This is a genomic window from Mycobacterium riyadhense, assembly GCF_963853645.1.
Lineage (GTDB): Bacteria > Actinomycetota > Actinomycetes > Mycobacteriales > Mycobacteriaceae > Mycobacterium > Mycobacterium riyadhense.
Window position 1 is genome coordinate 2,162,144 of sequence record NZ_OY970456.1, and the last position, 25,869, is coordinate 2,188,012.

Here is a 25,869-nt window from a genome sequence, read left to right on the forward strand (position 1 = left end):
AACCTGACCCGACGACCAGGAACCAACAGGAAAAGCTGGGCAGACCAGCGGAATAGTCATACCCCGGCCCGCTGAATCAAGATCAAACAATCAACGGTTCACGCAACACGGTCCATCGGTGGTTTGAGGCTTAGCCGCGACGCCACGGCTTCACTCGCCTGATCGCCACGTGCGGACCAATTGATTCTCGTGCGACGCCCTTGACATTCCAGTGTGCTGGAAGGATAACACTGGGTTCATGGCAGCCACCTGCACTGCGGGACCGCCGGATCGGCGGCAATTCGAGGTGAGCCCACACCACTGAATTGCGGCCCTTGGAACGGGGCGCGAAATGAGGACAAACCATCGACACCACACCGTGCTTGCAGTGGCCGCGGCGATAGCCGCTGACGCGGCTGGTGCCGCGGCCTGGGCCGTCGCGGGGACGGTGACCGGAGTGCTCGCGATCGCTAACACGATCTGCCGAGGGCCGGCCAAAAACCTGACCAGATAGCCAGACATGTGGCGTAGTCACCCATCCAAAGGCCCGCCGGATCAGGGCTCGAGCGGAAAGGAAGCCATACCATGTACACCGGCACGACTAGTCACGCCAGCGCCCTGGTTACCGCCATCGTGGCGCTAACCGGCGCCGCAATGCTGCATGGCGGCGCAGCAGCGGCCGATCCAAACCAAGACGACCAGTTTTTGGCACTGCTCGATGAAAAAGAAATCCCCGTCCTCGCGAACGCGCCACGCGTCATCGCCGCAGCCCACAAAGTGTGTCGCAAACTCGATGGCGGCATGCCGGTGAACGACATAATGGACGGGCTTCGTAACGATGCGTACAACAGTGACCCGACTATGCGCCTATACCCCGCCCGCGTCACGACCACCATAACCCGATTCATCACCGCGTCAGTGGAGATCTACTGCCCATACCATCAAAGCAAGGTAGCTTCCATCAGGGCTAATCTCGCGCCGGGATGGACCCAACCGACACACCGGGTCGCCGCGTACACGCATAACGCAGTTAACTCAGGAAGCGATCTGCGGGGGCCGCCGCCGGTGTCGGAGACGACCAACACGCCGGCGGCGTGGCAGGAACCGGCGGGCACCGGTACGGTGCGACTACCGCACTCGGTACATGGCGGCGTTCTTGTGGCGGGCCGCTTCCGGGACGACCGGACGGACTATGACGTGCCCGGCACGATGCTCACCTCGCTGATCGGAGTGGTTCCCGCGGGGGATCCCCTCTTCCCGAACCCGCCGCCGATCCCGGCACCACCGCCGCCGACAGCGCAGATCCTGACGCCACCGCCACCGATCGCGGCACCGCCGCCGCCAAAACAATCGCCGCCGCCACCGCCGCAAGAGCCGCCGCCACCGCCGCAAGAGCCGCCGCCACCGCCACAAGAGCCGCCGCCACCACCGCAAGAGCCGCCGCCACCGCCACAAGAGCCGCCGCCACCACCGCAAGACGCGAAGCCTCCGGCTGACGCTCCTCAACCGGGGGGCGCGGCTGGCAGTGGCGGCACTGGCGGCAGCGGCACTGGCGGCGGTGGCATCGGCGGTGGCGGCGGTGGTGGCAACGATGGTGGTGGTCCGGTGAAGCCGCCTCCGGCGCGACCCAATCCGCCGGGCGTTATCAGGCTCGCACCGTGAGATAGGAACCGAGCCATCGGCTGCTGCCAAAGCCTGGCGCTGATCGCTTCGCGACGATCGGATGATCTCGGCCCAGGCCGCGCGGCAGGTCGCCGCCACTCGTCGCCGGAAACGCCGTCGCAGTGGTCATCTTCGTCGCCGGATACCTGGCCCTGTGGAGCGTGGCGGGCATTCCCGCCTTTCTGGCTGTGGAGCCGTCTCAATCCGAAGGACCACGCTTGTATTTGGGCCGGCCGCGTGGCCGCTGCTGTGGCGGTGACGCTACGGCATGTCTTGTATCGGCTCCTGTTGGATGCTGATAGTACTGCTGATCGCCTTCGGCACAATGCAATTGGCACGGATGCTGGCATTTACTGTTCTGATCTGGCTGGAGAAGGTAGCTTCTGTACGCGAATTGGCAAGTATTACAGAGTCTTTGCGGTGGGTAGCAGCTCGGCGATCAGTGTTTGGACGCGGTCGGCAATGTCGTCGCGGATCGAGCGGACTGTGTCGAGAGGTTGGCCGGCAGGGTCGGGTAGGTTCCAGTCGCGATAGGTGACCCCGGGGAAGTAGGGGCAGCTGTCGCCGCAGCCCATGGTGATCACGACATCGCTGGTCTTTACCTGTTCGCCGGTAAGCACTTTGGGGGTGTTGGCGGTGATGTCGATGCCTAGCTCGGCCATCGCGGCGACGGCGACCGGGTTGATCTGGTCGGCGGGTTCGGTTCCGGCGGAACGGACTTCGATGCGGTCACCGGCCAGGTGGGTCAGCAGGCCGGCCGCCATTTGGGAACGGCCGGCGTTATGGACGCAGACGAATAGGACGCTGGGTTTGAAGACATCAAGCGGCGCAACCTGATTCGCGGTCGGACAGGACATCCGAGTGCGCAGCGCCAGAGACACATAGACCAGCCCCACGAGGACGGGCACCTCGATCAGAGGTCCGACGACTCCGGCCAGGGCCTGTCCCGAGGTGGCGCCGTAGGTGGCGATCGCCACCGCTATGGCCAGTTCGAAGTTGTTGCTCGCGGCGGTGAACGCCAGGGTAGTGGTTCGCCGGTAGCCCAGTCGCAGGGCCGCGCCCAGCAGGTAGCCGCCTCCCCACATGACGGCAAAGTACGCCAGCAGCGGCAGTGCGATGCGCGCAACATCGAGGGGACGGTTGATGATCTGATCCCCTTGCAGCGCAAACAGAATCACGACTGTGAACAGCAGGCCGTAGAGCGCCCACGGTCCAACCCTGGGCAGGAACCGAGATTCATACCAGCCGCGGCCCTTGGTCTTTTCGCCGATCCGCCGCGACAGATATCCGGCGAGCAGCGGGATGCCGAGGAAGATCAGCACCGATTTGGCGATATGCCAGGGTGAGGTGGAGATGCTGGTCTGTTCCAGGCCGAGCCAGCCCGGCAGCACCGCGAGGTAGAACCATCCCAGGACCGCGAACATGGCTACCTGGAAGATCGAGTTCAGCGCTACGAGCACGGCGGCGGCTTCACGATCGCCGCAAGCCAAGTCGTTCCAGATGATCACCATGGCGATGCAGCGAGCCAGGCCGACGATGATCAACCCGGTGCGGTACTCCGGCAGATCCGGCAGCAACAGCCAAGCCAGCACGAACATCAACGCCGGACCGAACACCCAGTTCAGCAGCAACGAACTGAGCAGCAGCTTTCGGTCACGTGTGACCGTGTCGAGCCGATCGTAGCGGACCTTGGCGAGCACCGGGTACATCATGATGAGCAACCCGAGTGCGATTGGCAACGAGATCCCGTCTAGCTGAACCTTTTCCAACGCCGTATTCAAGCCGGTGACCCAGCGACCGAGCAGCAGCCCGGCCGTCATCGCCAGCCCGATCCACACCGGTAGGAACCGGTCGAGCGTGGAAAGCTTGCCCACCACCGCCGGCGCGGCGGCGGGCGTGACCGTCTTCGTCATGCCGGTGCCCCCACGGCAGGCGTGGCATCGGCGTGAACGCTGAGCAGTGTCGACAGCGCGCTGAGCGCCTCGGGAACCACGGCGTAGTACACCCATGAGGCTCGGCGCCGCGAGGTGAGTAAACCCGCGTCGCGCAGCACTTTGAGATGGTGCGATATCGTCGGCTGGCTCACCTCGACTCCCGCGGAAATATCGCAGACGCAGGCCTCGCCGCCGGCGTGACTGGCCACCGAGCTCAGCAGCTGTAATCGCACCGGATCGGCCAGGGCCTTGAACCGGGCCGCCATTTCGGCCGCGGCCCGTGGATTGAGTGGTTCACGCACCAGCGGCGCGACGACGCAACACTCCGTTTGTCCAGTCAGATTCGACATACATCGATATTGACAGTCATCGAATCAAGTCGCAAGTGCGCTGCTGGAGTTGCAACCATGACAAAGGTGGGGCACCCGACTCGGATGCCCCACCTCACTTGGTCGGCGGTCAGCAGCACGATGCCGCGGCGGTTTGGCCGCCACAGCACACGCCCGCATCGTCTCCGTCATCGGCCTGTCGGGGGCCGGCGCCGAAGGTCGCTGAGTCGGCCAGCACGGTATAGACCTCCCAGCGTTCCCCGCCGGGGCCGGTGACCCACACCTTGTCCTGGGTGGCAAAACAACACGTCGTGCCGATCTCCTCCTCGGTGAACATCCCGGCCTCGGTCAGCCGGGCGATCTCGGCATGCACGGTGTCACTGGAACCGACCTCCACGCCGAGATGGTTGAGGGTTCCGCCGGAGCCGGGGTTCTCGAGCAGCACCAACTTCAGCGGCGGATCGGCGATCGCAAAGTTGGCATATCCCGGCTTGCGTTTGGCCGGCTCGGCATTGAACAGGTTGGAGTAGAACGTGATTGCGGCCTCAAGGTCATCGACGTTGAGGGCGAGCTGAACACGGGACATTGGACGACACCTCCCATTGGTTAGACATATATCAAAATAATGTCGATGCCCAGTGTGCCACCTTTTTGATATATGTCAAGCTATCTGGCAGAGTGGGTCCATGCCCAAGTCATTGCCCGTGATCGACATATCCGCTCCCGTGTGTTGTGCCCCGGTAGCCGCCGGGCCGATGAACGACGACGACGCCTTGGCGGTGGCGTTGCGGCTCAAGGCCCTCGCGGACCCGGCGCGAGTCAAAATCATGTCCTACCTGTTTAGCTCGTCGGCCGGCGAGGAGATCAGCGGTGAGCTAGCCGCGGTACTCAACTTGAGCGACGGCACGGTCAGTCACCACTTGGCCCAACTGCGCAAGGCCGGCCTGGTCGTGTCCGAGCGTCGCGGCATGAATGTCTTTCATCGGGTACACCCTGAAGCCCTGCAGGCGCTGTGCACCGTGCTCAACCCCGACTGCTGCACCTGAATTCCCATACCGTTGGGTGCAGGGAAAAACACATAGGGGTTGCGAAACGATGAGCCATAACGAAGGCATCGGCTACTTGAAACTCGAATGCCCGCAAGGCCATCCCGTGGGCAGGATCCTCAAGCAGGTCCCGCATCAGGCGGTGCAATACGACCCCGGCGCCCAGGTTGGCCCGCGCAGGTTCTGGCCGGAGGAAGACGATCAGCCGCAATTCACAGCGCGCTGTCGCTTCTGTGAGAAACCCGTGGCGGATGCCACGGTTACGCTGCAGAGCAAGCTAGGTCAAGTGCTTGCCGACGCGTCCGAGACCTCCGCGACTGCCACGCTGCCCTACGTGTAGCGGCCTTACCCGCTGAGCGTGGCGACGGCGGCTTCATCGATCACGTCCATCACCTCGCCGCGGTGCCGCCACGCCCGCAGCTGTCGCATCGCGCCGTTGCCTTGCGCGGCGATGCGTTCGAATTCCGCTACGACGCGGTCGTATTCACCCAGCGTCTGCAACGCTGGGCGCACCCGTCGTACCAGCGCGCATAGCTGCGCACGCGCCGGCACCGATTCGCACCCACCGATCAAATCCAGCGTGCGCCCCGGCAGTCCCTCGTGGGCGGCCATCCAGTACGCCGCCCGCAGCGCGCCCGGGGGAAGGTGCTCGACATCGTCACCTTGAGTGCGCTCCTGAAGCGCAGTGATCACCGCGGCCCTGATCAGGGTGGCAAGCAGCACCGTCTCGGCGACCGTCGCCGGCACGTCTGCCACTCGGACCTCGACCGTCGGGAAGTTCGCCGACGGGCGCACATCCCAATAGATCATGTTCGGATCCAGAATCACCCCGGCGTTGATCAGCAGGCGCACCGCATGGTCGTACTCGTCGGCTGAGCAGAAGAACGGCGGCGCCCCGGCAGCGGGCCAGCGACGCCACAGCACGCTGCGCCAGCTCGCGAAGCCGGTGTCGGTGTTGCGATACAGCGCCGAATTCGCCGACAGCGCAAGCAGTGTCGGCAGCCATGGGCGCAGCCAGTTGCTGACGTGGATCGCGGCCGCACGATGCGGCACCTGCACGTGCACATGACATCCGCAGATGCCTTGTTCGTGCGCGATCATCCCGAACCGGGCTCCGATCCGGCGGTACCGCGGGGTGTCGGTGACCGGAAACTCATGCGGAGTGGCCGGCGGCAGCCCCAGGGCCAGCAGCCGGACCCCGCAAGCCTGCGCGGCCTGGGCCGCGGTGCGCCGCAGCTCAAGGAGCTCCGCGCCCAGTTGCGCGCTCGTCGTCGCAATGCTGGAGGTCGTTTCGACCTGACAACTGCTCAGCTCCAATTGCAGTGTCACGCCGCGGTGTCCGGCCTCGGCGGCCACCGCGGCGTTGCGCGCGGCCGGTTCGCCGGTTCGCGGGTCCACGAGGAGAAATTCCTCCTCCACACCGACGGTCGGAAGGTCGCCCACCGAGCACCGTGTGCCCATACCCTGCAAGCTACCCGCCCGGCATTCACAAAGTCTCGATATGTAGCCGCACAGGGTGCTCCGACCGACGTATGCTACGGACCACCAGACATGCTGCATTCGCTGCACTCTGCAGAGAGGGTTTGCTGGATGACGGTCGAGTTCAGCTTGCTCGGCGACATCGAAGCCCGAATCGACGGGCGGCGACTGGACATCGGTCATGCCCGCCAGCGCTGCGTCCTGCTCGCATTTCTCATCGATGTCAACCGCCCGATCCCGGTGGACCAACTCGTCGATCGGGTGTGGTCGGACCGGCCGCCGAATCATGCGCGTAATTCTCTTGCCGGTTATGTCTCCCGGCTGCGGAACCTTCTTGCTGACACCGAGGACGCGTGCATTTCACGGGAGCCCGGTGGATACGTCCTCACCGCGGACCCATTGTCAGTCGACCTGCACCGCTTTCGGTCCGTGGTGTCACAAGCGCGGGCCAGCGCTGACCCGCGCGAAGCCGCGGCCTTGTTCGACGGGGCGCTGGAGATCTGGTCCGACGAGCCCTTTGTAGCGCTGGACACGCCGTGGGTAAACGATGTGCGAAGTGCCTTAGAGGCCGAGCGATTTTCGGTCCACCTAGACCGCAACGACGCCGCATTGCGTGTCGGCAGACATGCCGAGCTGCTCGTCGAACTGTCCGCGACGCAGGCCGCCCGCCCGCTGGACGAACGCCTCGCCGGCCAGTTGATGCTGGCTCTGTACCGCAACGGCCGGCAGGCTGATGCGCTGGACACCTACCGCCGGATCCGTGAGCGACTCGTCGAGGAGCTTGGCGTTGATCCTGGCTCGGCGCTGCGCCAGGTACACCAGCAGATTCTCACCGGCGAGGCCGAGCAACCGACAGCCAACAAGGCTGCCGTGCCGCACTCGACGCCGGCGCATCCGCGCGCCTTCGAACGATCACACTCGGGACTCTTGCGGCGCGCGACCAGTTTTGTTGGCCACGAACGCGAATTGGGTCAGGTGACCGACGCATTGCGCACCGGCCCGCTGGTGACCCTGACCGGGGTTGGTGGCGTCGGCAAGACGAGGCTGGCGCTTGAAGTCGCGCGGCGCGAGCAGGAGCGCTTCGCCGACGGCGTGTGGATCTGCGAACTGGGACCTCTGGAGCACGACGATGCGGTCGTGCACACCGTTGCGGCCAGCGTGTGGTTGCGCCAACAGCAGGGCATGGATATCGAGAAAAGCGTCATCGAGTACCTGCGGGTGCGCGAGGTGTTGTTGGTATTCGACAACTGCGAGCACGTGGTCGAGGCTGCCGCACGACTGATCGAGCAGATCGTGCAGCACTGCCCACGCGTATCGGTGCTGGCTACCAGCCGACAACCGCTTGGTGTTGAGGGTGAGCGGATCGTCGGTGTCCCGCCGCTGCGGGTGGAGGATGCCACGCGCTTGTTCGCCGATCGGGCCCGGGCCAGCCGACCCGATTTCACGCTGGACGACCAACCGGCGGGTGCGGTAGCCGAGATCTGTCGCCGAGTCGACTGCCTACCGCTGGGGGTCGAGCTGGCGGCTGCGCGGATGCGGGTGATGAGCAGCCTCGACGTGGCCCGGCGCCCGGACTACCTGGTGCTGCTGCGTGGCGGGGCGCGTAGTGCGTTGCCCCGGCAACGGAGCCTTGCCGAGACGATCGCGTGGTCCTACCGGCTGCTCACCGAACATGAGCAATTGTTGTTTGCGCGGATTTCGGCGTTCGCGGGCTGTTTCGACCTGGAAGCCGCGCACGGCGTGTGCGGAGCGGACGGGGCGAGCGAGGCCGACACGCTCGAGTTGCTCACTCGTCTTGTCGACAAGTCGATGGTCGTGGTTCGCACCGTCGACGACCGCACCCGCTACTCGTTCTTGGAAACGCTGCGTGCATACGGACGAGAACGCTTGCAGGAGAACGGGATTAGCGATCAATTGGCGATGCGCCATGCGGTGTATTTCACCGAACTGGCCGAGCGTGCCGGCGCCGCGATGCACACCGCGCAGGAGCGGGAATGGGTCGAGCGAATGCTGCCCGACTACGACAACCTGCGCGCGGCGTTCGAGCATGCGATGGACGAAGGCAACGTTGGCCTGGCCCTGCGATTGGTAGCGGCCGTCCCGGAGTTGATCGGTTGGCGTATCGGCTTCGAGGTGGCCGAGTGGGCCGAGCGCGTTATCGCCGTCGCCGATCCCGACCATCCGTTGTTTCCCGCCGCTGTCGGGGTGGCCGCCCGGGTCGCATGGAATCACGCCGACTTTGAGCGCGCGAAATCCCTTGCGGCCCTGGCGCAGGGGCGGGTTCCCGGCCGGGGCAGCGCGCGCGTCGTATATCCCGCAGACGTGATGGCCGATGTCGCCCTTTTCGAGGGCGAACCCTTGAAAGCGTTGGCGTACTGGGAGGCCGAGGTGGCGCGCGCCCGGCGTGAGGCTGACCCCATGAGGCTGGGGTGGGGGCTTTTTGTGGTCGCGATCTGTCAGGGCGTCATGCGCAACGACGACATTGCCGCCCCTGTCGCGCAGGAGGCGGTGGAGGTCGCCGAGCGTACGGGTAATCCGACGGCGCAGTCGATGGCTTACTTTTCGCTGGGCTATTTGCTCAGGAAATCCGAACCGGAGCGCGCGCTGGCGCTGTTTGACGATGCGGCGCGGTTGGCCGCGGATGTGCAGAACTTCTGGGTGTACGGAAGTGCGTTGATGCAAGCCGCGTCGATTCGTGCTTTGTATGGCGATCCAGGGGCCGCGGCTCAGATGTTCATCTCGGTGCTCGAGCACTGGGACCGATTCGGCGACATGACCGAACAGTGGCTCGCCCTGCGCTACGTCGCGCGGTTGCTGATCCGGCTCGGTGGTCACGAGGATGCCGCCTTCCTCTACTGGTCATTTGTTAGCGCGGGTAAGCCATGTCCGCTCACCGCCGCCCAGATGGATGTCCTCGTCGACTCTTTGGGCCCAGCTCGTCTCGATGCGCTTCGGGTGCCGCCGATCAGCAACGCCGAGGTCATCGCGCGAGCGCGCACCAGCCTGCAGTGGCACTACGAACACGCGGCAGTGCCCGTCTCTTGACACTCGCAGAGCTGTGACCAGCTCGTTTCATCTTTCGCGAACGCTTTCCGAATGCTGGTGCACAACAGTTTGGCCATGTCAGCGATTTGCTTGTCGGAACCAGATCTCTTGGGGACAATGACCTCGGCATGCGCCGCACCGCGCGTGCCTTGTAAAGGAGCGGTTTAGCTGTGCCAAGTCCTCGGTTACACGATTTCGATCTAGTCATCGACTCTGCGGAAGAGCTGGTTGCACAGGATGGCATGGATGCGGTGACGATTCGCGCGCTGACCAAAGCCACCGGTGTCTCCAACGGCGCGATCTACCGGACGTTCGAATCGCGCGGCGGGCTGCTGGGCCGGGTGTGGGTCCGTGCGGAGCGTCGTTTTCTGGATCTACTGACCAGTCGGGTGCAAGACGCGAAGAGCCAATCAGATTGTGATCCGCTGGATGCGGTGTATGCGGCGGCGGAGACCTCGCTGCTCTACCCCGAGATGTATCCGGGATCGTCGGCGTTGCTCATGACGGTGCGTCGCGAAGAGATAGTGAGCCAAGCGATGCCGCGCGAGGTCGCCGACCAACTCCGTGCGTCGGAGCGCGAACTAGCCGAGGTCATGGCACGGTTGGCGGAGGGTCTGTGGGATCGCCGCGACGCCAGTGCGGTGGACCTGATCGCAACCTGCATCGTCGATCTCCCGAAGTGGATTGCCCCGCGAGGCCAGCGATTCAGCATGCCAATCTTGCGCGACTACCTTCGCGCAGCGGTGCGATCGGTGCTAGAAGTGGGGCCGCCGCCGGCGGGGGCGGCGCAGGAATTGAAGACGCCGACCGCCTCAGCCCACGGGGCGGCCTAGCTCTCGCGCCGTTAGCGAGAGCGAGCCGCGAGCGCGGCGTCGACCGTCGGGTAAATGGACAGGACGCCGCGTAATCCGCAGGCTCGTACGATTCGGGACACGATCTGCTGGCGGCTCACCAGGCGCAGTTCAATGCCGCGGCGCTGACACCGTTCCGCCGCGTCGGCTAGCACCGCGAAGGCACAGCAGCCCATGAAATCGACATCGGTGACGTCCACGATGAACGGTCCGGGCGCGCCGGTGCTGGCGGCTGCCTCGGACACCAACTGGCGCCAGGTGTCTTCGTTGCGGGCGTCGATCTCGCCGCCAGTGTGGATCAGCACCGCCTCGCCGCAGCGATCGGTGGTGGCCCGCAGGGTGCTACGCGGATCACCGAGCTCGTAAACGAGCCGGGTGCTGAGCGCCAAGGGGGTGGCGACAGATCCTGCGATCACCAGGCTCATCGTGCACTTCCTAATCGGCTGGCGCGGCGGCGCTGCCATGGATGCCCGTCCTGCGTGTCTGAAGACAGACCTAGCGGGGATATAGGTCTCATTTGTATAACGAGACAGGGCGGTCTGTCTATACGTCGGAGATAAGAGTATGGTAAGGCCCGCTATGCCAGGCCTCGATTCCGTGTCGCCCACGTCGGCTCGTGAACGAATCTTGATTGCGGCATACGAACTCTTCAGTCGTCGCGGCATCCGCGCGGTGGGCACCAACGAGGTGATCGAGCGGGCAGGGGTAGCCCGTGCGACGCTCTACCGCCATTTCGCTACCAAGAACGACCTCGTGTTAGCGGTGCTGCAGCGCCGCGAAGAACTCTGGACGCGCGGTCTGATCGAGGAGCAGTCGCGCCAGCGCGGCGACACACCCGAGGAACAGCTGCTGGCAATCTTCGACGTCCTGCACGACTGGTTCCAACGGCGCGACCGCTACGAGGGCTGCTCGTTTATCAATGTGTTGCTCGAACTGGGCGCCGACCATCCTGCCGGACAGGCCTGCGTCGCTCATATCGCCAACGTTCGCGACATCGTGCGCAAGCGCGCCGTAGCCGCCGGGCTCGATGACGTCGACGACTTCGCGTGGTCCTGGCATCTTTTGATGAAGGGCGCCATCATCCTCGCGGCTGTAGGTGACCCGAATGCCGCGCACCGCGCCCAGAAGATGGCCCGCACCCTCATCGAGCAGCACCGCCCGGAATTGGCGGCGGTAGACGGCGACGAGGCCATCGGTTGAGTCAGGCGGCGGTGGTCCCGGTTTTCCGGTGATGTTCGGCCTCGAGTTCGGCGATTGCGCGAGATGTGCGTTCGCGCAGCAAGATTGCGGCGGTGATGCCGCAGACGAGGGCGATGACGAGCGCGATCCAGGAGAACCGCTCCAGCCAGCGTTCGGCGGCTACCCCGGCGAAGTAGACGAGCGCGGTGGTGCCGCCGGCCCAGCAGATGCCTCCGGAGACATTGGCTGCCAGGAACCGCGGGTAGGGCATTTTCAACGCGCCGGCCAGCGGACCGGCGAGGATCCGCAACAACGCGATGAAGCGACCGAAGAACACCGCGCGGACGCCCCAGCGGTTGAATGTTCGTTCGGCGAGCGCGACGTGCCCAGGACCGAAGTGCTTGGGGAACCGCCGCCCCAGCCGGTCGAACAGCGGCATGCCGAACCGGCGGCCTATGGAGTAGCCGATGGAGTCGCCGATCACCGCCCCGATCACCGCGGCGGCGCCGACGCCGACCGGGTTGACCGCCAGGTCGTGATGCGACGACATCAGCGCCGCGCTGACCAGCACGATCTCCCCAGGAAGCGGGATGCCCAGGCTCTCCATCCCCACAACACCGCCAACCACCAGGTAGACCGCGAGCGGTGGGATTGACTGCAGCAGGGCCTCCACATCCATGGGACAAGCATGCCTGACGCATGCTCGAGGCGCGTTGCGAAAGCGCCCAAACGGACGTAGCGCGGCGTCAGATCATCACTAGGGCAACGGAGTGCAAACCCTTCTTTGAATTTCACACGAGGTCGGGGCAGAAGCGCTTGCGCAGCCGCTTGAACGCCGTGGGTTCCCGGCAGGCCCGATAGCACTCGTCAAGTCGTCGCGCCAGCACCGGTACCGGAGTGGCCGTGGTGTCCAGTTCGAAGTCGTACTCGGCGTCGGCGTGCGCGGCACGCGCGCTTCCCCGGTTCCACCCGGGGTGGCGGTCGGCCCGTTCGTCCTCCCGGCGCGCCCCTTCCTCGTCGGACACGTGGACTCCTACCAGCCAGACCTGACAGCCGTCGAAGGTCCGCAACGCGTCCACTAACCATTCACGCTTCCAGATCACGTCGTCGGCAATGACGTTCATGCCGACGTCGAGGTAGGCCCTGATGGCTAGGTAGCGGGCATGCATGGCCTTGTCCAGGAGCGGACCGGGGTGGATGGTGAACCACGGAAGGCCGTCGGCCTCGACCACGCTGTCCCAGGTGTAGTACTCGGGCCGTACCCGCGCCAGGTCCAGCTGCTCGGGCGGCAGCGCGAACCAGAACAGGTCGATCCCGACGTGCATCCAACATTCGGCGGCAAGATCCTGAAACGCGAGGGCGAGCGACGTCTTTCCCGCGCTGGATCCGCCATTGAGGAGGATGAGCTTGCCGCTTGCCATACGCGGATGAGGTTATCGCACCCGCGGGGCGCCCGCGAGATGTTTGCTGGGCGCGATGGTTCATGGTTCCGTCAAGGTCGTTGCCCCAGCCGCCTACTCGGAACCAGAATTCGGACGTCAATCACGGGATCTGCCGGGGGTATCGAGACCGACGCGTTGTCAGCCAAATGCCCTTTGTGGTGTTCGCTGTGGGGATAGGATTTGTTGCTGCTGGGTGCTCCAAGGTCAATCGTTGTCCTGCTGGGAGGTCGCGGATGTCGTTTGTAATTGCGGTGCCGGAATCGGTGGCGGCGGCGGCTTCGAGCTTGGCGGGCATCGGTTCGACGATCAACGCTGCTAACGCGGCGGCGGCGCTGCCGACGACGGCGATAGTGGCGGCGGCCGCCGATCAGGTGTCGACTGCGGTGGCGGCCCTATTCGGCTCGCACGCTCAGGCATACCAGACTCTCGGTGCGCAGGCCGTGGTATTCCACGAGCAGTTTGCGCGGTCTCTCACCGCGGGTGCGGGCGCCTATGCCGCCGCTGAGGCCGCCGCTGCATCGCCGATGCAGGATCTGCTGGGCGCGGTGAACGCCCCTGCCCAGGCGCTGTTCGGGCGCCCGCTCATCGGTAACGGCGCGAACGGGGCCGACGGGACCGGGGCCCCCGGTGGCGACGGCGGGATCTTGCTCGGTAACGGCGGCAATGGCGGGTCGGGTGCACCCGGTCAGGTCGGGGGCGCTGGCGGTGCCGCCGGGCTATTCGGCAATGGCGGCGCCGGCGGCAAGGGTGGGGACGGGATAGCCGGCTCCGGTGCTGCCGGTGGGCCCGGTGGTCGCGGTGGGTGGTTGCTGGGCAACGGCGGAACCGGTGGTGCCGGCGGCGCCGCGACGGCGGCGGGTGCGACCGGAGGCGCCGGCGGGGTCGGTGGGACGACGGGGTTCATCGGCAACGGTGGCATTGGCGGCATCGGCGGCGCACGGGGGCTCGGCGACACCGGCGGCGTCGGTGGGACCGGCGGGGTTGGCGGCATATTTGGCAATGGCGGGATCGGCGGCCACGGTGGGCTTGGTGGCACCGGTGGTGGCGGTGGTGCCGGTGGCGTCGGCGGGGCTGCCAGCTACTTGGGTAGCGGCGGTACTGGCGGTGCTGGCGGCGATGGGGCAGCCGGTGGTCACGGCGGCGCCGGGCCAGTAGTGATCGGCAATGGCGGTAACGGCGGTCTTGGCGGGGCTGGAGCGGTCGGTGGCGATGGCGGCGCTGGTGGGACGCTGCTGGGCGACGGTGGTGCTGGTGGGCAGGGCGGCGCGGCGGTGGCTGGCATTCTTGGCGGTCTGCCCGGCAAGGGCGGCAACGGCGGCAATGCCAACTGGTTCGGCTCCGGTGGCGCGGGTGGGCAGGGCGGTAATGGTCTCGCGGGGACGAACGGCGTCAACCCCACCCCGAGTGGGACAGCCGCAACCGGCACCCCCGGCACGAATACCGCGGTCACGAACAGCCTTCCGTTGCTTGGTGACCTGACTGTCACCGGCAATAACGGCGGAGACGGCGCCAACGGTGGCGCTGGCGAGACCGGCGGCACCGGCGGGGCCGGCGGGAACGTGACGGTCACCAACAACGATACGATCAGCGGCAACCTCACGGCCACGGCTGGTGCCGGCGGGAATGGCGGCCTAGCCGGTGCTGACGGCAATGGCGGCGCCGGCGGGGCCGGCGGGAACGTGACGGTCACAAACAACAGCACCACGATCTTTGGTAGCAGTACTGCCACCGGTGGTGCCGGCGGTGCCGGCACCAACGCTGGCGTCAGCGGTGGCGCGGGTGGTGCCGGTGGGGCCGGCGGGAACGCCACAGTGACGAACAACGGCACGATCGTGGGTAGCAATAATGCCAACGGCGGTGTCGGCGGAAGCGGCGGTACCGGCAATGCGGCACTGGGCATGGCCGGCACCGGCGGCACCGGCGGTGCCGGCGGCAACGGCGGACATGGCGGGATGTTCATCGGCAACGGCGGCGCCGGCGGCGCCGGAGGAACGGGGGGTGTCGGCGGCGCAGGCGCGCCCGGCTTCGCGGGCGGCGTCGGCGGGACGGGTGGCGGTGGCCTCGCCGACGGCACCGGCACCGGTAACGCGACCGGCGGCACCGGCGGTGTCGGCGGCGTCGGTGGCGTGGGCGGCACCGGCGGCGTAGGTGGCAGCGGCGGTGTCGGCGGTGACGGCGGCGCAGCTGGGAAGTTCATCGGTATTGGCGGCGCCGGGGGTGCTGGCGGTGTCGGCGGTGTCGGGGGCGTCGGCGGCATCGGTGGTGGCGGCGGTAACGGGGGTGCCGGCGGAGCAGCCACCACCACCAGCGGCGGCGTCGCAACCGGTGCTAGCGGCAGTAACGGTGTGCTAGGCGGCAACGGCGGCGCCGGCGGTGCCGGGGGCGCGGGTGGTACCACCGGTGGCAGCGGGGGAGCTGGCGGCCTGATCGGATGGGCCGGCGCCACGGGCGCTGCCGGCGCCGGCGGCAACGGCGGTATGGGGGGCCAGGGTGGCGCTGGCGGCAGTGGCGGCGACGGCGGCAACGCCGTTGGTGGAGCCGGCAGCATGGGCGGCACGGGTGGAAACCTCGCGTTGGGCGGCCAGGGTGGCGCCGGCGGCGCAGCCGGCGGGCCGGGAGGCACAACCGGAAACGTCGGTCTGCTGGGCGTTCCCGGCGACCCGGGCAAGGCCGGGACCACCACGATCCTCCCGTGATGTCGGTTCGGCGGCCCTATCACAGGTACCGTCAGTGTCATGCCAGCGAAGAGGGATCGGCCTGCTAAGGACGCGGATTCGCTTGTGCCGCAATATCCAATCGAATCGGTCGACAACGCGCTGAAGCTGCTGTTGCTGTTGGGTGAGCAGCCGCAGATCCGGTTGAGCGAGGCAACCCGCTATCTGGGTGTGGCGTCGTCGACCGCGCACCGGCTGCTGGCGATGCTGACCTACCGGGGCTTCGTCCGGCAGGACCCGGTGTCCAAGGCCTACCTGCCCGGCCCGGCGTTAACCGGTGTGGCGTTTGCGATTTTCGGCCGCATCGATATTCAGGGCGCCGCACTGCCAATCATGCGCAGTCTCAGCGAGAGCCTGCGGGAAACGGTTCACGTCGGCATGTTGGATGGCGCTGGTGTCCGGTTTGTCGCCGCGGTTGAAGGGCCGGCGGCCGTGCGGGTGGCCTCCCGACTGGGTCGCACGATGCCGGCGCATTGCACCTCAACGGGCAAGGTTCTGCTGGCTGCCCTGCCGCAACCGGAATTGCGTCAGCTGCTTCCCGACGAGAACCTGGACCGCATTACCTCGCGCTCGATCGGCAGTCGCACCGAATTGGAGGACGAGCTCTCCCGCATCCGCGAGCGCGGCTACGCCGTCAATCGCGAGGAGAGCGAGGAAGGCGTCGCCTCAGTAGCGGTATCGATACCCACCCACGCCCCGGGATTGCGGCTGGCGCTCAATGCCGCGGCGCCACAGAACCGGCTGCCTACGTCGAAGTACTCGTCGTTGGCAGCCGTACTTATCAAGGCGGCCAAGGAGATTGGTGATCAGCTGGGTTGATCCCCAACCGGGCGACTTCATGGCGCCAGGCGGCGTCGGTATTAAAGGCTGGCCCCAAGTCCGGCAGGTCGTCCCAGTCGGCGTCGTCGATCTCGTGCAGGGCGCCGCCAGCTGCGCGCACTCGCAATGACATTCGGGCCAACTGGTCGAGGCTGATCGCCTGCAACACCGCCCGCTGGACCGTGCCGGCGGCGCTGGTGATGCCGTGGCCGCGGCAAATCACCAACGGCCCACCGCGCATCGCCGCCACCATTTCCTTACCCAGCCGCGAGTTTCGGATCAGTACGGCGCGTTCGTACACGGGCACGCCGCCGCGTGCGAGCCAGGCGCCGGGAATGTCGTGGGCGCCATAGATCGGCCGGATCGCGATGCCGGCCAGATCGGCGGCGACGACGGCCGGTGGATGCAGGTGCGCCACCGCCCGGTGCCGCGCATCTGCCAGCATGGTTTGGACGTGGATGGAAAGCTCGTTGGGGACGCGGTATCCGTCGAGTTCGCCTGCGGCGCCCGCGGTTCCGCCAAATGTGATGAGCCGGACGTCGGATGCGCGGGTGAACGCCACGCCGGTATCGGTGTCGCTGCGGCAGCGAATGAGTAGATGCTCGTCGTCGATCCGCAGGCTTAAGTGGCCGAGGATACCGTCCACCAAGCCGCGTGCCGCCGCGACCCGGCAGCCTTGTGCCACCAGAGCGCGCTGCCGGTTCAGCGGATCTGTCATGTGGATCTCGGTGTGCCGAGGCGGAAGCCGCCGTCGGGGTGGATGGTTTCGCCGGTGATGCCGCGGGACCGGTCGGAGGCCAAGTACACATAGCTCCACGCGTGGTCTTCGCCGGAGAGTGCGACGTTCAGCGGGGTACGCACGGCCAGATCCCGCGCCCGGTTGGGTGTTTCGTCGAGGCGGACGTCGGCTAACCCGAGGCTGACAAGACCACGGAGGTCGGTGTTGAGCGTTCCGCCCGGTGCCACCCCGTTGACCCGGATCTGCGGCGCCAGCTCGTACGCCAAAGCCGCGACGAGCCCGCGCACCGCGAACTTCGACGACACATACAGCACACCGCCACGCCCGGGATAGTAGGACGACGCGGACTCGGTCAGCACGATCGAGGATCCGGCTTGGGTTTGCAACGCTGGGAGGGCGGCCTGCACCGACTGCAGATGGCTGAGCACATTGGTCCGGAACATTTCCTCGAACGCGGGGGAAAGGTCGTCGGCGCCGATGTCGGCAACCCCCTTATAGAAGTCGAACACGCCGACGCAGTTGACCAGCGTGTCGAGTCCACCGAATGCAGCGACCGCAGCGGCGACTGCGCGATCGTTGGCATCGCGGGTGACGGCGTCACCTTCGAGCACCGGGACGCCGGGCAACTGCTGGCGCAACCGCTCGCACTTGTCGCTATCACGTTCCAGCACGGCGACTTTCGCGTCTTCGGCAGCAAACGCGTCGAGGACGGCCCGGCCGATCCCCGAACCCGCGCCCACGACCAGGGCTCGCTTGCCGTCAAGCCACCCGGTCATGGTTGCGGATCGGATTCGTCGGGCAGTAGCGGGGCATTGGAATTACCGACCATGGCCGCTAGCGTACGGGCGTTCTGCCAAGTCAGTGCCTCGACCTCGAGCGGATCCAAGCTGATCCACTGCCCGGTTTTGGGAGCGGTGATCATTAGCCGTGACCCGTTGCGGGTGTCGACTCGCTGGACTACTACTTCTGTGAATTCGTTTGCAACAGTGATGGGCTCACCAACAGGATTCATAAGAACACCGCCAGGTTCTGCATCCGCAACACCGACTCGTCGGCAAAGATCGTGCGGCGAGCCAACTTCCAAGCATCTTGGGGACCGTCGCACCGGCGCAGCAGATCCTCGCGGCCGCACGAAATCAACGCGCTCTCGTTGACGTCGCCACGGCTGCGGAACAGCAGTTCGGCGGATTCGACCGTGAGATGCCGGTCGTCGTCGCCGGCAAAGGTGCGCACGTTGGTGATGAAATGACGTAGCCGCGACGGTGGATCCTCGGTCCAGGCGTGTTCGGTGGCAAAACGCGCGACCCGCTGGCTCAGTGAGTACTTGTCCTCGTCGAAGTGCGCCATGCCCGGTGACGTGTCGAACCCGGCGCCGCGCGCTGTGGTAACACGGACCGGCATCACGTAGCGGATGTCTTCGGTCAGCGTGTCGAGCCATGTCTCGTACTTTTGCGCGTCCAGCAGGTAGGCCTCGTCGACCAGAAACTGATGCGCCTGAAGATGGCGAATATCGTTGAACGGTAGTGGTTTTCTCATTGCAGGTAATCTGCCCATAACTTGAGCAACTCGCGCTGGTTGTTTTCGTTGTAGCCGACCTGGGCACGTCCGGGTCCGTGGAACTTCTCGGCGGGCAGCGCCTTGATGACTGGGCGGTCGTCGGCGAGCAGGCCCATGCGGCTGTTGAGCAGCAGCCGCCGCGCCATCGAGCCGCCCGCGGTGGTGGTCAGCGACACCCAGTTCTCCACGTCGTCCTGCTCGAACATGCCGGTCGACCCGAAGCACATCAAATAGGCATGGTACGAGTCCTTTTTGAATCCGGCGGGTGCTGCGGAGTCCACCGCGAACCACGAGCACACCTCGGTTTCGTTCTCGCTGATCGGCTGCCACTGCCGGATCGAGATGAACGGCAGTACCTGATCGCTGCCGGGGAGTTTGGGCCAGTTATGCACGAAACTCAGGTTCGGAAAGCAGGTGGCGGCCGAGATCATAAAGCCGTCCTCACCGACCACCCGCTGCTGCCGGGGCGTCCAGACCTCTTTGATCCGACCGATCATGTCGTCGGGGTAGCCCACGTAACGCATGCGCTCGTCGAAGCTGCCCGGCGGCAGCTTGTATGTGGTGCCGCCCCCGCGGTGCGCCCAATAGGTGGCGCCGTCCTTTCGCTTGTGCGCCTTCGGCTCCCGGAACAGGCCGATATCGACGATGGATGCGTGGGTGTGCGGCGTGTGATACATGTCGCCGGCGAAGTTTTCCGCGCCGATCTTCCAGTTCGCCCTGATCCGCCAGCGTTGCGGCCCCCACAGCTGCAAACCGTGGGCACTCTGCTTGGTGTAGTAGTCCAGGTAAAACTTGAAGTCGCCCAGGTAATCCTGCAGTGGTTCCGCGGCGGCGTCCAAGTTGATGAAGATCAGGCCGTTATAGCTCGCCAAATTCGGTGCGGGCAACAGTGTTTGGTGCTTCACGAACCCCTCGTCGCCTCCGTAGGCTTCCCGATGAAACGGCAGGCCGGTGAGCCGGCCGTCATTGCGGTATGTCCAGCCGTGGTAGGGGCAGCGAAAGTTCGAGGCGTTGCCCATCTCCGCGCGGCACACCTGCATTCCGCGATGCAGGCACATATTGAACAATGCGCGTACCTGTCCGCTCGAATCCCGCGCGATGATGAACGAATCGTTGAGCACCCGGCGCACGACATAGTCGCCGTCCTGCGGGATTTCCGACTCGTGGGCCACGAACATCCACGCCCGGCTGAACAATCGTTCCGTCTCCAGCGCGAACAGCTCTTGGTCGTTGTAGATATGCGCCGGGATCAGGCCACGGCGCACGGACGCGAATAGGTCTCGATGCTCTGTCACGGCCGCAACTCTGTCTGGTATCCAGAAATATATTCTGTTGACAAGAATGACTCAGAGTCTGCGACGGGTCAATCGTGACGGCGCAGCGCATCGGCTATGCACAGCATGCTTAGGTCTTATTCACAGCTGTTTCCCACCGAATGCTCACCTTATGAACGCCGCGCGTGTGGCTAACGTTGGCAGTGCATCACCGTCTGTAGTGGGGAGGAGTGATGCCCATGGTGGATCGGTCACCGGATCGTCAGCCGCAGAATTTCGGATCGCGGGTGCTCAGAGCGATCGGCCGTCAACAGTGGCTGGACCGGCCCAGTTATCGGCTCGAACACGTGCTCAGCTTTGGCTTCAACGCGCTGGGCGGCGCGCGGGATCGCGTCACCAATGCGTTGAACGGCGTATGGCTCGGCCATCCGGTACATCCGCCGCTCGCGTCGTTTGCCAGCGGAGCACTCGGCACAACCGTGGCGCTGGACGCCCTGAGCATGCTGCCAGGCCAGAACTCCGGTGAAGCCCCCGGCGCGTCGCGGATTGCATCGCGCGCGCTGCGAGTTGGGATCATGGCCAGCGTAGGCGCGGCGATGACGGGTGTCACTGATTGGCAGCACACCCATCAAGAGGACCGCCGCGTGGGGCTGGTGCACGGTGCGGTCAACTCGGTCGCGACCGCGCTGTACGCGCTGTCTTGGTGGGACCGGCGCCGAGGCCACCGCCTGCGCGGGATGGCACTCAGTGCGCTCGGTTACGGCATCACCGTCGGCGGCAGCTACCTGGGTGGGGCCCTGGTGTTCGAGTCCGGCATCGGGATTGACCAGTCGGGTGAGCGGCTGCGCACAACGGAATGGACACCGGTGCTCCCCGCGACCTCATTGCAGGACGGAAAGCCCCAGCGGGTCGAGGTCGACGGGGTGGGGCTGGTCGTGTGCCAGACCAACCCGGGTGAGGTGGCGGCGTTCGGCGAGTTCTGTCCGCACCTGGCGGCGCCGATGGCCGACGGCTGGGTCGATCGCGGCCGAATCGTATGTCCTTGGCACGGATCGCGGTTTGCACTGGAGACCGGAGAGGTCTTGCGCGGCCCGTCGGCAACCCCGCTGCCGTGCTACCAGGCCCGGTTGGTCGACGGAACCATCGAAGTTGCGGGAAGTGGAGTAATCAAGTGAACGCCTACGAAGTGCTGAAGGAACACCATGTTGTGATCAAGGGCCTGGGCCGCAAGGTCAGTGAGGCTCCGGTGAATAGTGAAGAGCGCCATGCGCTTTTCGACGAGATGCTGATCGAACTGGACATCCACTTCCGCATCGAGGACGACCTGTACTACCCGGCGCTGGCGGCGGCCAGCGATCTGATCGCGGTCGCCCACGCCGAGCATCGCCAGGTCGTCGACCAGCTGTCGGTGTTGCTGCGGACCCCGCAGAGCGCGCCCGGGTATGCGGAAGAGTGGAACTCATTCAAGACCGTCCTGGAGGCGCACGCCGACGAAGAGGAACGCGACATGATTCCCGCTCCGCCTCCGGTGCAGCTCAGCGACGCCGAACTCGAGGAGCTAGGGAACAAGATGGCCGCCCGCATGGAGCAGTTGCGCGGGTCAAGCCTGTATAAGCTTCGCACCAAAGGGAAGGCGGCGCTGCTGCGCGGGATATAACCCTAGCGGCGGCCGCGTCGGCGTCGTCGCGCGAAATCAGCCCGGCATCAACCACCGCGCCCTGCAGGCTCTCGAAGGACAGCCTGAAGAAATCGAAACCCGCTGCGCTGGAATCGATTACCCGAGCACGGCTCTCACCGCGAACATCGCTCAGCCTGGCAGCGGCCAGGTCGGCGACGACGCGGCGACCATATTCTGCTCGAATCCGGACCGCTGCATGAAGGCCATGGTCGCCTCCGTCACCCGCGGCAGCTGATCGTCCGCACCCCTCGAAGCCGAAGGCCGCCCAGTCGTAGTCCGGCCGGGCGTGCACCAAGTCGAACTCGTTGCGGGGCAGCTCGTCACCGAGTCCGTTCTTCGGAGAAGCCGTGATCATCGACATAGCCACTTGGCTTGGTGCTGACGGTAGTAGCCTCACGCTGTGTGGAGGCCGCACCCCAGCGAGTCGCGTCGCAAGGTGACATCACCGCGGAGATCGCCGCTTTAGCTGTCGAAGCAGCCGAATACCAGCGCCTGGGCAGGCAAGAAACCCAGCCGCGGCTCAACTACCCGCCGTATCGCAGCAGCGTCTTGCGCCATCCGGAATTCCCGCCGCTGACCGTTGACCCCGACGAGATCGAACGCTGGGCACCGTGCTTCGGCCATCAGGACGTCGCCCCCGGCGACGCCGACCTGACGGCTGGGCATCCGGGCGAGCCGATCGGGGAGCGCATCATCGTGACCGGCCGGGTGCTCGACGAATTCGGCACGCCGGTGGCAGGTCAGCTGGTCGAGATCTGGCAAGCCAACGCCAGCGGTCGTTACCACCACGAGCTCGACCAGCATCCGGCTCCCCTCGACCCGAACTTCATCGGCGCGGGCCGGTGTCTGACCGGGCCCGACGGGTCCTACCGCTTTCTGACCATCAAGCCCGGCCCCTATCCGTGGCGCAACCATCTCAATGCCTGGCGGCCGGCCCACATCCACTTCTCGCTCTTTGGAACCGCTTTCACCCAGCGGCTGGTCACCCAGATGTACTTTCCCGGAGATCCGCTGTTCGGGTTGGATCCCATCGCCTCATCGATCGTCGATCCCGTTGCGCGCCAACGGCTTATCGCCGAGTACGACCACGATCTGACCCAGCCCGAATACGCGACCGGCTACCGTTGGGACATCGTGCTCTCCGGCAGTCGGCGGATCTGGACCGAGGGTACCGACGATGAGTGAATTGGCTTGTACCCCAGGGCAAACCGTGGGTCCCTTCTTCGGCCTCGGGCTGCCCTATCCGCACGGCAGCGAATTGGTGTGCGATGCGTTTCCCGGCGCCATCCGGTTCCACGGCACGGTTTACGACGGCGCCGGCGTCGGGGTATCTGATGCCCTGATAGAGCTCTGGCAGCCAGACAATGCCGGTCGGATTCCCCGGGCGACCGGCTCGGTGCGCCGCGACGGTTGGACGTTCACCGGATGGGGCCGAGCGGCGACCGACGCGGAGGGCCACTACGGCTTCACCACCGTGGTACCGGGTTCGGCGAGCAGACGCAAAAGCGCACGAGGAAGGGCCCAAGAGGGTGATTTTGCGTCTGCTCGCCGGGAAGCGGGGGGCGGCCTCGGGCGGGCACCATTCTTCGCCGTCACCATCTTTGCGCGGGGACTGTTGCACCGACTCTTCACTCGCGCCTACCTGCCCGACGGCGACTTGGACGCCGATCCGCTGTTGTCCACCGTCGACGGCCAGCGCCGGGATACCTTGGTATGTCGGGCCGAGAGTTGTTCGGGCCGTGCGGGATACCGCTTCGACATCCACTTGCAGGGCCCGAACGAGACCGTATTCCTTAGTTACCGAAACGATCGGCGATGACCAACCTGTTATGGCCGGGCGACGAGCGCGCCGGCGAGCACATGACCGATCAGACGCTGCTGCGGTCGATGGTTGCGGTGGAATCCGCGTGGTTGGGCGCGCTGGCCGCCGCCGGCCTGGCACCGGTCGACTGTGCCGGCGCCGACCTGTGGCACCTCATCGGTCAACATGACCGCGAGTTGCTCGCGGTCACCGCCGAGGACGGCGGCAACCCGGTCATCGGCCTGGTTGGCCTGCTGCGCCGGCGGGCCGTGCCGGCCGTCGCCCCATGGATCCACCGGGGACTCACCAGCCAGGATGTCCTCGACACCAGCCTGATGGTGGCCTTGCGCGCCGCCGTCGACCAGCTCTTGTCCCAACTCGTCGAACAGGTCTTGGCGCTATCTGCACTCGCGACGGCGCATCGGGCCACACCGATGGTGGCCCGTACCCTGACCCAGCACGCGGCGCCAACGACGTTCGGCGCCAAGGCCGCTGGCTGGCTCAACGGTGTCGTGGACGCCCACCAGCGGCTGGACGCGCTCGTGACCCCGGCGCAGTTTGGCGGTGCTGTCGGAAACTGGTCGGCTACAACGGAATTGGTGACACTGCTCGGCGATGAGACGGACCCTGCTCAGGTTTCGGAACGTGTAGTGCGAAGCGCCGCAAGCACTTTGGGTTTGAAATTCCGGCTACCGTGGCACACTAGCCGGTCACCGATCACGGCGGCCGCCGACGCCTTGGTCGGATGCACGGACTGCTGGGGTCGCATCGCCTCCGATGTCGTCACCCTGGTTCGCCCGGAGATCGCCGAACTCAGCGAGCCCGGCAGTGACCAGCGTGGCGGGTCGTCCTCGATGCCCCACAAGCGCAATCCGGTGCTGTCCTTGTTGATCCGTCGGGCCGCCATTGCGGCACCGCAATTGGCGGCGACACTGCATACCGCCGCCGCACTGGCCAACGACGAACGACCCGACGGTTCCTGGCACGCCGAATGGGACACCCTGCGCACCCTGGCCCGGCGGACGGTGGTCGCGGGTTCCCAATGCGGCGAACTGCTGGCTGGCCTGCAGGTGCATCCCGATCGAATGACGAGAAACCTCGACGCATTCCTGGAAAAGGGGAACGTCCTCAGCGAACAACGCGCGATCGCCGAACTGGCCGCGACGCGACCGTCGGCAACGTATTTCGGCGCGGCCGACCGGCTAATAGACGCGAGTTTAGAGCGGGCAAAGGCGGCGCTGGCCGGTCAGCCGTTGTAGATGCTGGCTTCCCAGATGTGCACCAGCGTGTCGATCGCCTGGTCTTCGGGGATCGCACCGTCTTCGTGGGTGAATGTTGATTCCATGACGCGCTCGTTCAACAAGGTCAGCGCGGTGGCCAGATTGTGGGACGAGACATTGTCCGGTGCGATGCCGCGGTCGCGCTCTGCCTGAATCGCCGCAGCGGTATAGACAACCCACTGCTGCATGAGCGTTGCCCACAGCTGCCGGACCTCGGAGTTGCTGGCTTTAGCTGCAGCACCGGCTACGGCAATCCCGATGTTGGCCTTGGCGATCTCGAAGAACGCTTCGATGCGCGGCCGCCAGTGCGTCGTGGGATCACCGGAGAGTTTGTCACCGAGCGCCTTGAGGGCCCCGCGCGCCCGGACGCTCACCTGATCCATCAGCGACAGCAGCACCGCGTTTTTCGACGGGAAATAGAAGTAGAAGGTGGGTCGGGAGATGCCGGCACCCTTTGCCAGCTCGTCTACCGAGAAGTCGCCGAGGGGCCGTTCCTGGAGAAGGCGGGCGGCGGTGGCCAGGATCGCCTGCTCGCGGTCGTCGCCCGACAGATGCGACGAGCGACGGCTTCGGGAGGCGTGCACGTAGTGAGTTTGCGTCACGCTACCCACCCTACGGCGGTGTCGATGGTTGTCAACATGACGTTGAGGCAGATCGACATCATGTCGACTAAGCTCGACATTAGTGTTGACTCACTCGACATCATGTTGATACATTCTCGTGACAACGACGTTCTCCCAGGTTGCCGAAGGGAAATCCGATGTCTTTCTTGACCGCGCATCCTGAGATGCTGTCCGCGGCAGCGGGCAACCTCGAGTCGATCGGCGCTGCCATGAGCGCTGCCAACGCGGCTGCCGTCGGCCCGATTTCCGGGGTCGTCCCGGCGGCGGCCGATGAGGTCTCGGCGCTGACAGCGGCGCAGTTTGTCGCCCATGCGCAGCGCTATCAGGCGCTGAGTGTCCACGCGGCCGCGATTCATGCGTTGTTTGTGGCCACATTGGCGGCCAGCGCGGGTTCCTACCTGGCCGCCGAGGCCGCGAACGCCGCGGCGGCGATCTGAG

Annotated in this window: 28 protein-coding genes and 1 pseudogene; 16 read left to right on the forward strand and 13 right to left on the reverse strand. The window is 65.8% G+C overall.

The features are described from left to right. Positions 1-331: 331 nt before the first annotated feature. From AADZ78_RS09880 to AADZ78_RS09890, 3 genes and pseudogenes are all read left to right on the forward strand, one after another. Positions 332-493 (forward strand): hypothetical protein, encoded by a 162-nt coding sequence (locus AADZ78_RS09880; protein WP_169726206.1) that lies wholly within the window; start codon positions 332-334, stop codon positions 491-493. A 71-nt stretch (positions 494-564) separates the two neighbouring features. After that, on the forward strand, positions 565-1,641 hold the full coding sequence (locus tag AADZ78_RS09885; RefSeq protein ID WP_085248795.1) for a DUF732 domain-containing protein: 1,077 nt from the start codon (positions 565-567) through the stop codon (positions 1,639-1,641). Between the two features lie 292 nt (positions 1,642-1,933). Further along, positions 1,934-1,978 (forward strand): annotated as a pseudogene (locus AADZ78_RS09890) (hypothetical protein); the annotation flags it as partial. 67 nt (positions 1,979-2,045) lie between these two features. Here the strand turns inward: AADZ78_RS09890 and arsB are convergent. The 3 genes from arsB to cadI form a co-directional block, all read right to left on the reverse strand. Continuing rightward, positions 2,046-3,554: an ACR3 family arsenite efflux transporter gene (gene arsB, locus AADZ78_RS09895; protein ID WP_085248798.1), complete on the reverse strand. Its 1,509-nt coding sequence runs from the start codon at positions 3,552-3,554 to the stop codon at positions 2,046-2,048. Beyond that, positions 3,551-3,925: an ArsR/SmtB family transcription factor gene (locus AADZ78_RS09900; RefSeq protein ID WP_085248799.1), complete on the reverse strand. Its 375-nt coding sequence runs from the start codon at positions 3,923-3,925 to the stop codon at positions 3,551-3,553. Before AADZ78_RS09900 ends, arsB begins: the two co-directional genes overlap by 4 nt. 109 nt (positions 3,926-4,034) lie before the next feature. Beyond that, entirely contained in the window at positions 4,035-4,490 is a 456-nt protein-coding gene (gene cadI, locus AADZ78_RS09905) for a cadmium-induced metalloenzyme CadI (RefSeq protein ID WP_085248800.1), read from the reverse strand. Positions 4,491-4,590: 100 nt separating this feature from the next. On the opposite strand from cadI, the gene AADZ78_RS09910 reads away from it, so the two are divergent. Both AADZ78_RS09910 and AADZ78_RS09915 read left to right on the forward strand, forming a co-directional pair. Continuing rightward, positions 4,591-4,950 carry an Rv2640c family ArsR-like transcriptional regulator gene (locus AADZ78_RS09910; protein ID WP_085248801.1) on the forward strand — a complete coding sequence of 120 codons (360 nt, stop codon included), beginning with the start codon at positions 4,591-4,593 and terminating at the stop codon, positions 4,948-4,950. Between the two features lie 49 nt (positions 4,951-4,999). Then, the gene (locus tag AADZ78_RS09915) at positions 5,000-5,290 is read left to right on the forward strand and encodes a hypothetical protein (RefSeq protein ID WP_085248802.1); all 291 of its coding nucleotides are present in this window, start codon (positions 5,000-5,002) and stop codon (positions 5,288-5,290) included. Between the two features lie 5 nt (positions 5,291-5,295). On the opposite strand, the gene AADZ78_RS09920 is transcribed toward AADZ78_RS09915, so the two are convergent. Beyond that, positions 5,296-6,393, reverse strand: coding sequence for a glutamate--cysteine ligase (locus AADZ78_RS09920; protein ID WP_139828489.1), 1,098 nt, complete (start codon positions 6,391-6,393; stop codon positions 5,296-5,298). A gap of 147 nt (positions 6,394-6,540) precedes the next feature. Between AADZ78_RS09920 and AADZ78_RS09925 the strand changes: the two genes are divergently transcribed. Together AADZ78_RS09925 and AADZ78_RS09930 are read left to right on the forward strand one after the other, a co-directional pair. Beyond that, on the forward strand, positions 6,541-9,474 hold the full coding sequence (locus AADZ78_RS09925; RefSeq protein WP_085248804.1) for a BTAD domain-containing putative transcriptional regulator: 2,934 nt from the start codon (positions 6,541-6,543) through the stop codon (positions 9,472-9,474). 170 nt (positions 9,475-9,644) lie between these two features. Continuing rightward, positions 9,645-10,307 (forward strand): TetR/AcrR family transcriptional regulator, encoded by a 663-nt coding sequence (locus AADZ78_RS09930; protein WP_085248805.1) that lies wholly within the window; start codon positions 9,645-9,647, stop codon positions 10,305-10,307. Between the two features lie 11 nt (positions 10,308-10,318). Here the strand turns inward: AADZ78_RS09930 and AADZ78_RS09935 are convergent, their stop codons facing one another. Further along, entirely contained in the window at positions 10,319-10,750 is a 432-nt protein-coding gene (locus tag AADZ78_RS09935; protein WP_085248806.1) for an anti-sigma factor antagonist, read from the reverse strand. A 154-nt stretch (positions 10,751-10,904) separates the two neighbouring features. Between AADZ78_RS09935 and AADZ78_RS09940 the strand changes: the two genes are divergently transcribed. Next, positions 10,905-11,525 carry a TetR/AcrR family transcriptional regulator gene (locus AADZ78_RS09940; RefSeq protein ID WP_085248807.1) on the forward strand — a complete coding sequence of 207 codons (621 nt, stop codon included), beginning with the start codon at positions 10,905-10,907 and terminating at the stop codon, positions 11,523-11,525. A 1-nt stretch (position 11,526) separates the two neighbouring features. On the opposite strand, the gene AADZ78_RS09945 is transcribed toward AADZ78_RS09940, so the two are convergent. Further along, positions 11,527-12,183: a DedA family protein gene (locus tag AADZ78_RS09945; protein ID WP_085248808.1), complete on the reverse strand. Its 657-nt coding sequence runs from the start codon at positions 12,181-12,183 to the stop codon at positions 11,527-11,529. Positions 12,184-12,295: 112 nt separating this feature from the next. Then, positions 12,296-12,925, reverse strand: a complete 630-nt coding sequence (locus tag AADZ78_RS09950) for a phosphotransferase-like protein (protein ID WP_085248809.1) — start codon at positions 12,923-12,925, stop codon at positions 12,296-12,298. A 254-nt stretch (positions 12,926-13,179) separates the two neighbouring features. Here AADZ78_RS09950 and AADZ78_RS09955 point away from each other — a divergent pair, with 254 nt between their 5' ends. Further along, positions 13,180-15,642 (forward strand): PE family protein, encoded by a 2,463-nt coding sequence (locus AADZ78_RS09955; protein ID WP_085248810.1) that lies wholly within the window; start codon positions 13,180-13,182, stop codon positions 15,640-15,642. Positions 15,643-15,681: 39 nt separating this feature from the next. After that, on the forward strand, positions 15,682-16,479 hold the full coding sequence (locus AADZ78_RS09960; protein WP_085248811.1) for an IclR family transcriptional regulator: 798 nt from the start codon (positions 15,682-15,684) through the stop codon (positions 16,477-16,479). On the opposite strand, the gene AADZ78_RS09965 is transcribed toward AADZ78_RS09960, so the two are convergent. The 5 genes from AADZ78_RS09965 to AADZ78_RS09985 are packed head-to-tail and all read right to left on the reverse strand — an operon-like array spanning position 16,442 to position 20,070. Beyond that, positions 16,442-17,197: a class II aldolase/adducin family protein gene (locus AADZ78_RS09965; protein WP_085248812.1), complete on the reverse strand. Its 756-nt coding sequence runs from the start codon at positions 17,195-17,197 to the stop codon at positions 16,442-16,444. The two genes, AADZ78_RS09960 and AADZ78_RS09965, sit on opposite strands and share 38 nt — an antisense overlap. Continuing rightward, complete coding sequence (gene hcaB, locus AADZ78_RS09970) at positions 17,194-17,994, reverse strand: 3-(cis-5,6-dihydroxycyclohexa-1,3-dien-1-yl)propanoate dehydrogenase (RefSeq protein ID WP_085248813.1); 801 nt, start codon at positions 17,992-17,994, stop codon at positions 17,194-17,196. The genes AADZ78_RS09965 and hcaB overlap by 4 nt, the downstream gene beginning before the upstream one ends. Continuing rightward, positions 17,991-18,230, reverse strand: coding sequence for a dihydrodiol dehydrogenase (locus tag AADZ78_RS09975; protein ID WP_085248814.1), 240 nt, complete (start codon positions 18,228-18,230; stop codon positions 17,991-17,993). Before AADZ78_RS09975 ends, hcaB begins: the two co-directional genes overlap by 4 nt. Further along, a complete protein-coding gene (locus AADZ78_RS09980; protein ID WP_085248815.1) occupies positions 18,227-18,754 on the reverse strand; it encodes a 3-phenylpropionate/cinnamic acid dioxygenase subunit beta in 528 nt (175 codons plus the stop codon). Before AADZ78_RS09980 ends, AADZ78_RS09975 begins: the two co-directional genes overlap by 4 nt. Further along, on the reverse strand, positions 18,751-20,070 hold the full coding sequence (locus AADZ78_RS09985; RefSeq protein ID WP_085248816.1) for a Rieske 2Fe-2S domain-containing protein: 1,320 nt from the start codon (positions 20,068-20,070) through the stop codon (positions 18,751-18,753). Before AADZ78_RS09985 ends, AADZ78_RS09980 begins: the two co-directional genes overlap by 4 nt. 218 nt (positions 20,071-20,288) lie before the next feature. On the opposite strand from AADZ78_RS09985, the gene AADZ78_RS09990 reads away from it, so the two are divergent. The 5 genes from AADZ78_RS09990 to AADZ78_RS10010 all read left to right on the forward strand — a co-directional run bounded on the left by AADZ78_RS09990 (position 20,289) and on the right by AADZ78_RS10010 (position 24,787). Continuing rightward, positions 20,289-21,224 carry a Rieske 2Fe-2S domain-containing protein gene (locus AADZ78_RS09990; protein ID WP_085248900.1) on the forward strand — a complete coding sequence of 312 codons (936 nt, stop codon included), beginning with the start codon at positions 20,289-20,291 and terminating at the stop codon, positions 21,222-21,224. Then, positions 21,221-21,706, forward strand: a complete 486-nt coding sequence (locus tag AADZ78_RS09995; protein ID WP_085248817.1) for a hemerythrin domain-containing protein — start codon at positions 21,221-21,223, stop codon at positions 21,704-21,706. Before AADZ78_RS09990 ends, AADZ78_RS09995 begins: the two co-directional genes overlap by 4 nt. 423 nt (positions 21,707-22,129) lie before the next feature. Next, on the forward strand, positions 22,130-22,912 hold the full coding sequence (gene pcaH / locus AADZ78_RS10000) for a protocatechuate 3,4-dioxygenase subunit beta (protein WP_085248818.1): 783 nt from the start codon (positions 22,130-22,132) through the stop codon (positions 22,910-22,912). After that, positions 22,905-23,546, forward strand: coding sequence for a protocatechuate 3,4-dioxygenase subunit alpha (locus tag AADZ78_RS10005; RefSeq protein WP_085248819.1), 642 nt, complete (start codon positions 22,905-22,907; stop codon positions 23,544-23,546). The genes pcaH and AADZ78_RS10005 overlap by 8 nt, the downstream gene beginning before the upstream one ends. Further along, on the forward strand, positions 23,543-24,787 hold the full coding sequence (locus AADZ78_RS10010; RefSeq protein ID WP_085248820.1) for a lyase family protein: 1,245 nt from the start codon (positions 23,543-23,545) through the stop codon (positions 24,785-24,787). The genes AADZ78_RS10005 and AADZ78_RS10010 overlap by 4 nt, the downstream gene beginning before the upstream one ends. On the opposite strand, the gene AADZ78_RS10015 is transcribed toward AADZ78_RS10010, so the two are convergent. Beyond that, a complete protein-coding gene (locus AADZ78_RS10015; protein ID WP_085248821.1) occupies positions 24,775-25,419 on the reverse strand; it encodes a TetR/AcrR family transcriptional regulator in 645 nt (214 codons plus the stop codon). The two genes, AADZ78_RS10010 and AADZ78_RS10015, sit on opposite strands and share 13 nt — an antisense overlap. A gap of 149 nt (positions 25,420-25,568) precedes the next feature. Here AADZ78_RS10015 and AADZ78_RS10020 point away from each other — a divergent pair, with 149 nt between their 5' ends. Then, positions 25,569-25,868 (forward strand): PE family protein, encoded by a 300-nt coding sequence (locus AADZ78_RS10020; RefSeq protein ID WP_085248822.1) that lies wholly within the window; start codon positions 25,569-25,571, stop codon positions 25,866-25,868. Position 25,869: the final 1 nt, after the last annotated feature.

Excerpts from the sequence above, each read along its gene's own strand:
- AADZ78_RS09880 (WP_169726206.1), top strand. The coding sequence starts at position 332 with ATGAGGACAAACCATCGACACCACACCGTGCTTGCAGTGGCCGCGGCG.
- AADZ78_RS09885 (WP_085248795.1), top strand. The coding sequence starts at position 565 with ATGTACACCGGCACGACTAGTCACGCCAGCGCCCTGGTTACCGCCATC.
- arsB (WP_085248798.1), bottom strand. The coding sequence starts at position 3,554 with ATGACGAAGACGGTCACGCCCGCCGCCGCGCCGGCGGTGGTGGGCAAG.
- AADZ78_RS09900 (WP_085248799.1), bottom strand. The coding sequence starts at position 3,925 with ATGTCGAATCTGACTGGACAAACGGAGTGTTGCGTCGTCGCGCCGCTG.
- cadI (WP_085248800.1), bottom strand. The coding sequence starts at position 4,490 with ATGTCCCGTGTTCAGCTCGCCCTCAACGTCGATGACCTTGAGGCCGCA.
- AADZ78_RS09910 (WP_085248801.1), top strand. The coding sequence starts at position 4,591 with ATGCCCAAGTCATTGCCCGTGATCGACATATCCGCTCCCGTGTGTTGT.
- AADZ78_RS09915 (WP_085248802.1), top strand. The coding sequence starts at position 5,000 with ATGAGCCATAACGAAGGCATCGGCTACTTGAAACTCGAATGCCCGCAA.
- AADZ78_RS09925 (WP_085248804.1), top strand. The coding sequence starts at position 6,541 with ATGACGGTCGAGTTCAGCTTGCTCGGCGACATCGAAGCCCGAATCGAC.
- AADZ78_RS09935 (WP_085248806.1), bottom strand. The coding sequence starts at position 10,750 with ATGAGCCTGGTGATCGCAGGATCTGTCGCCACCCCCTTGGCGCTCAGC.
- AADZ78_RS09940 (WP_085248807.1), top strand. The coding sequence starts at position 10,905 with ATGCCAGGCCTCGATTCCGTGTCGCCCACGTCGGCTCGTGAACGAATC.
- AADZ78_RS09945 (WP_085248808.1), bottom strand. The coding sequence starts at position 12,183 with ATGGATGTGGAGGCCCTGCTGCAGTCAATCCCACCGCTCGCGGTCTAC.
- AADZ78_RS09950 (WP_085248809.1), bottom strand. The coding sequence starts at position 12,925 with ATGGCAAGCGGCAAGCTCATCCTCCTCAATGGCGGATCCAGCGCGGGA.
- AADZ78_RS09955 (WP_085248810.1), top strand. The coding sequence starts at position 13,180 with ATGTCGTTTGTAATTGCGGTGCCGGAATCGGTGGCGGCGGCGGCTTCG.
- AADZ78_RS09960 (WP_085248811.1), top strand. The coding sequence starts at position 15,682 with ATGCCAGCGAAGAGGGATCGGCCTGCTAAGGACGCGGATTCGCTTGTG.
- AADZ78_RS09965 (WP_085248812.1), bottom strand. The coding sequence starts at position 17,197 with ATGACAGATCCGCTGAACCGGCAGCGCGCTCTGGTGGCACAAGGCTGC.
- hcaB (WP_085248813.1), bottom strand. The coding sequence starts at position 17,994 with ATGACCGGGTGGCTTGACGGCAAGCGAGCCCTGGTCGTGGGCGCGGGT.
- AADZ78_RS09975 (WP_085248814.1), bottom strand. The coding sequence starts at position 18,230 with ATGAATCCTGTTGGTGAGCCCATCACTGTTGCAAACGAATTCACAGAA.
- AADZ78_RS09980 (WP_085248815.1), bottom strand. The coding sequence starts at position 18,754 with ATGAGAAAACCACTACCGTTCAACGATATTCGCCATCTTCAGGCGCAT.
- AADZ78_RS09990 (WP_085248900.1), top strand. The coding sequence starts at position 20,289 with ATGGTGGATCGGTCACCGGATCGTCAGCCGCAGAATTTCGGATCGCGG.
- AADZ78_RS10005 (WP_085248819.1), top strand. The coding sequence starts at position 22,905 with ATGAGTGAATTGGCTTGTACCCCAGGGCAAACCGTGGGTCCCTTCTTC.
- AADZ78_RS10010 (WP_085248820.1), top strand. The coding sequence starts at position 23,543 with ATGACCAACCTGTTATGGCCGGGCGACGAGCGCGCCGGCGAGCACATG.
- AADZ78_RS10020 (WP_085248822.1), top strand. The coding sequence starts at position 25,569 with ATGTCTTTCTTGACCGCGCATCCTGAGATGCTGTCCGCGGCAGCGGGC.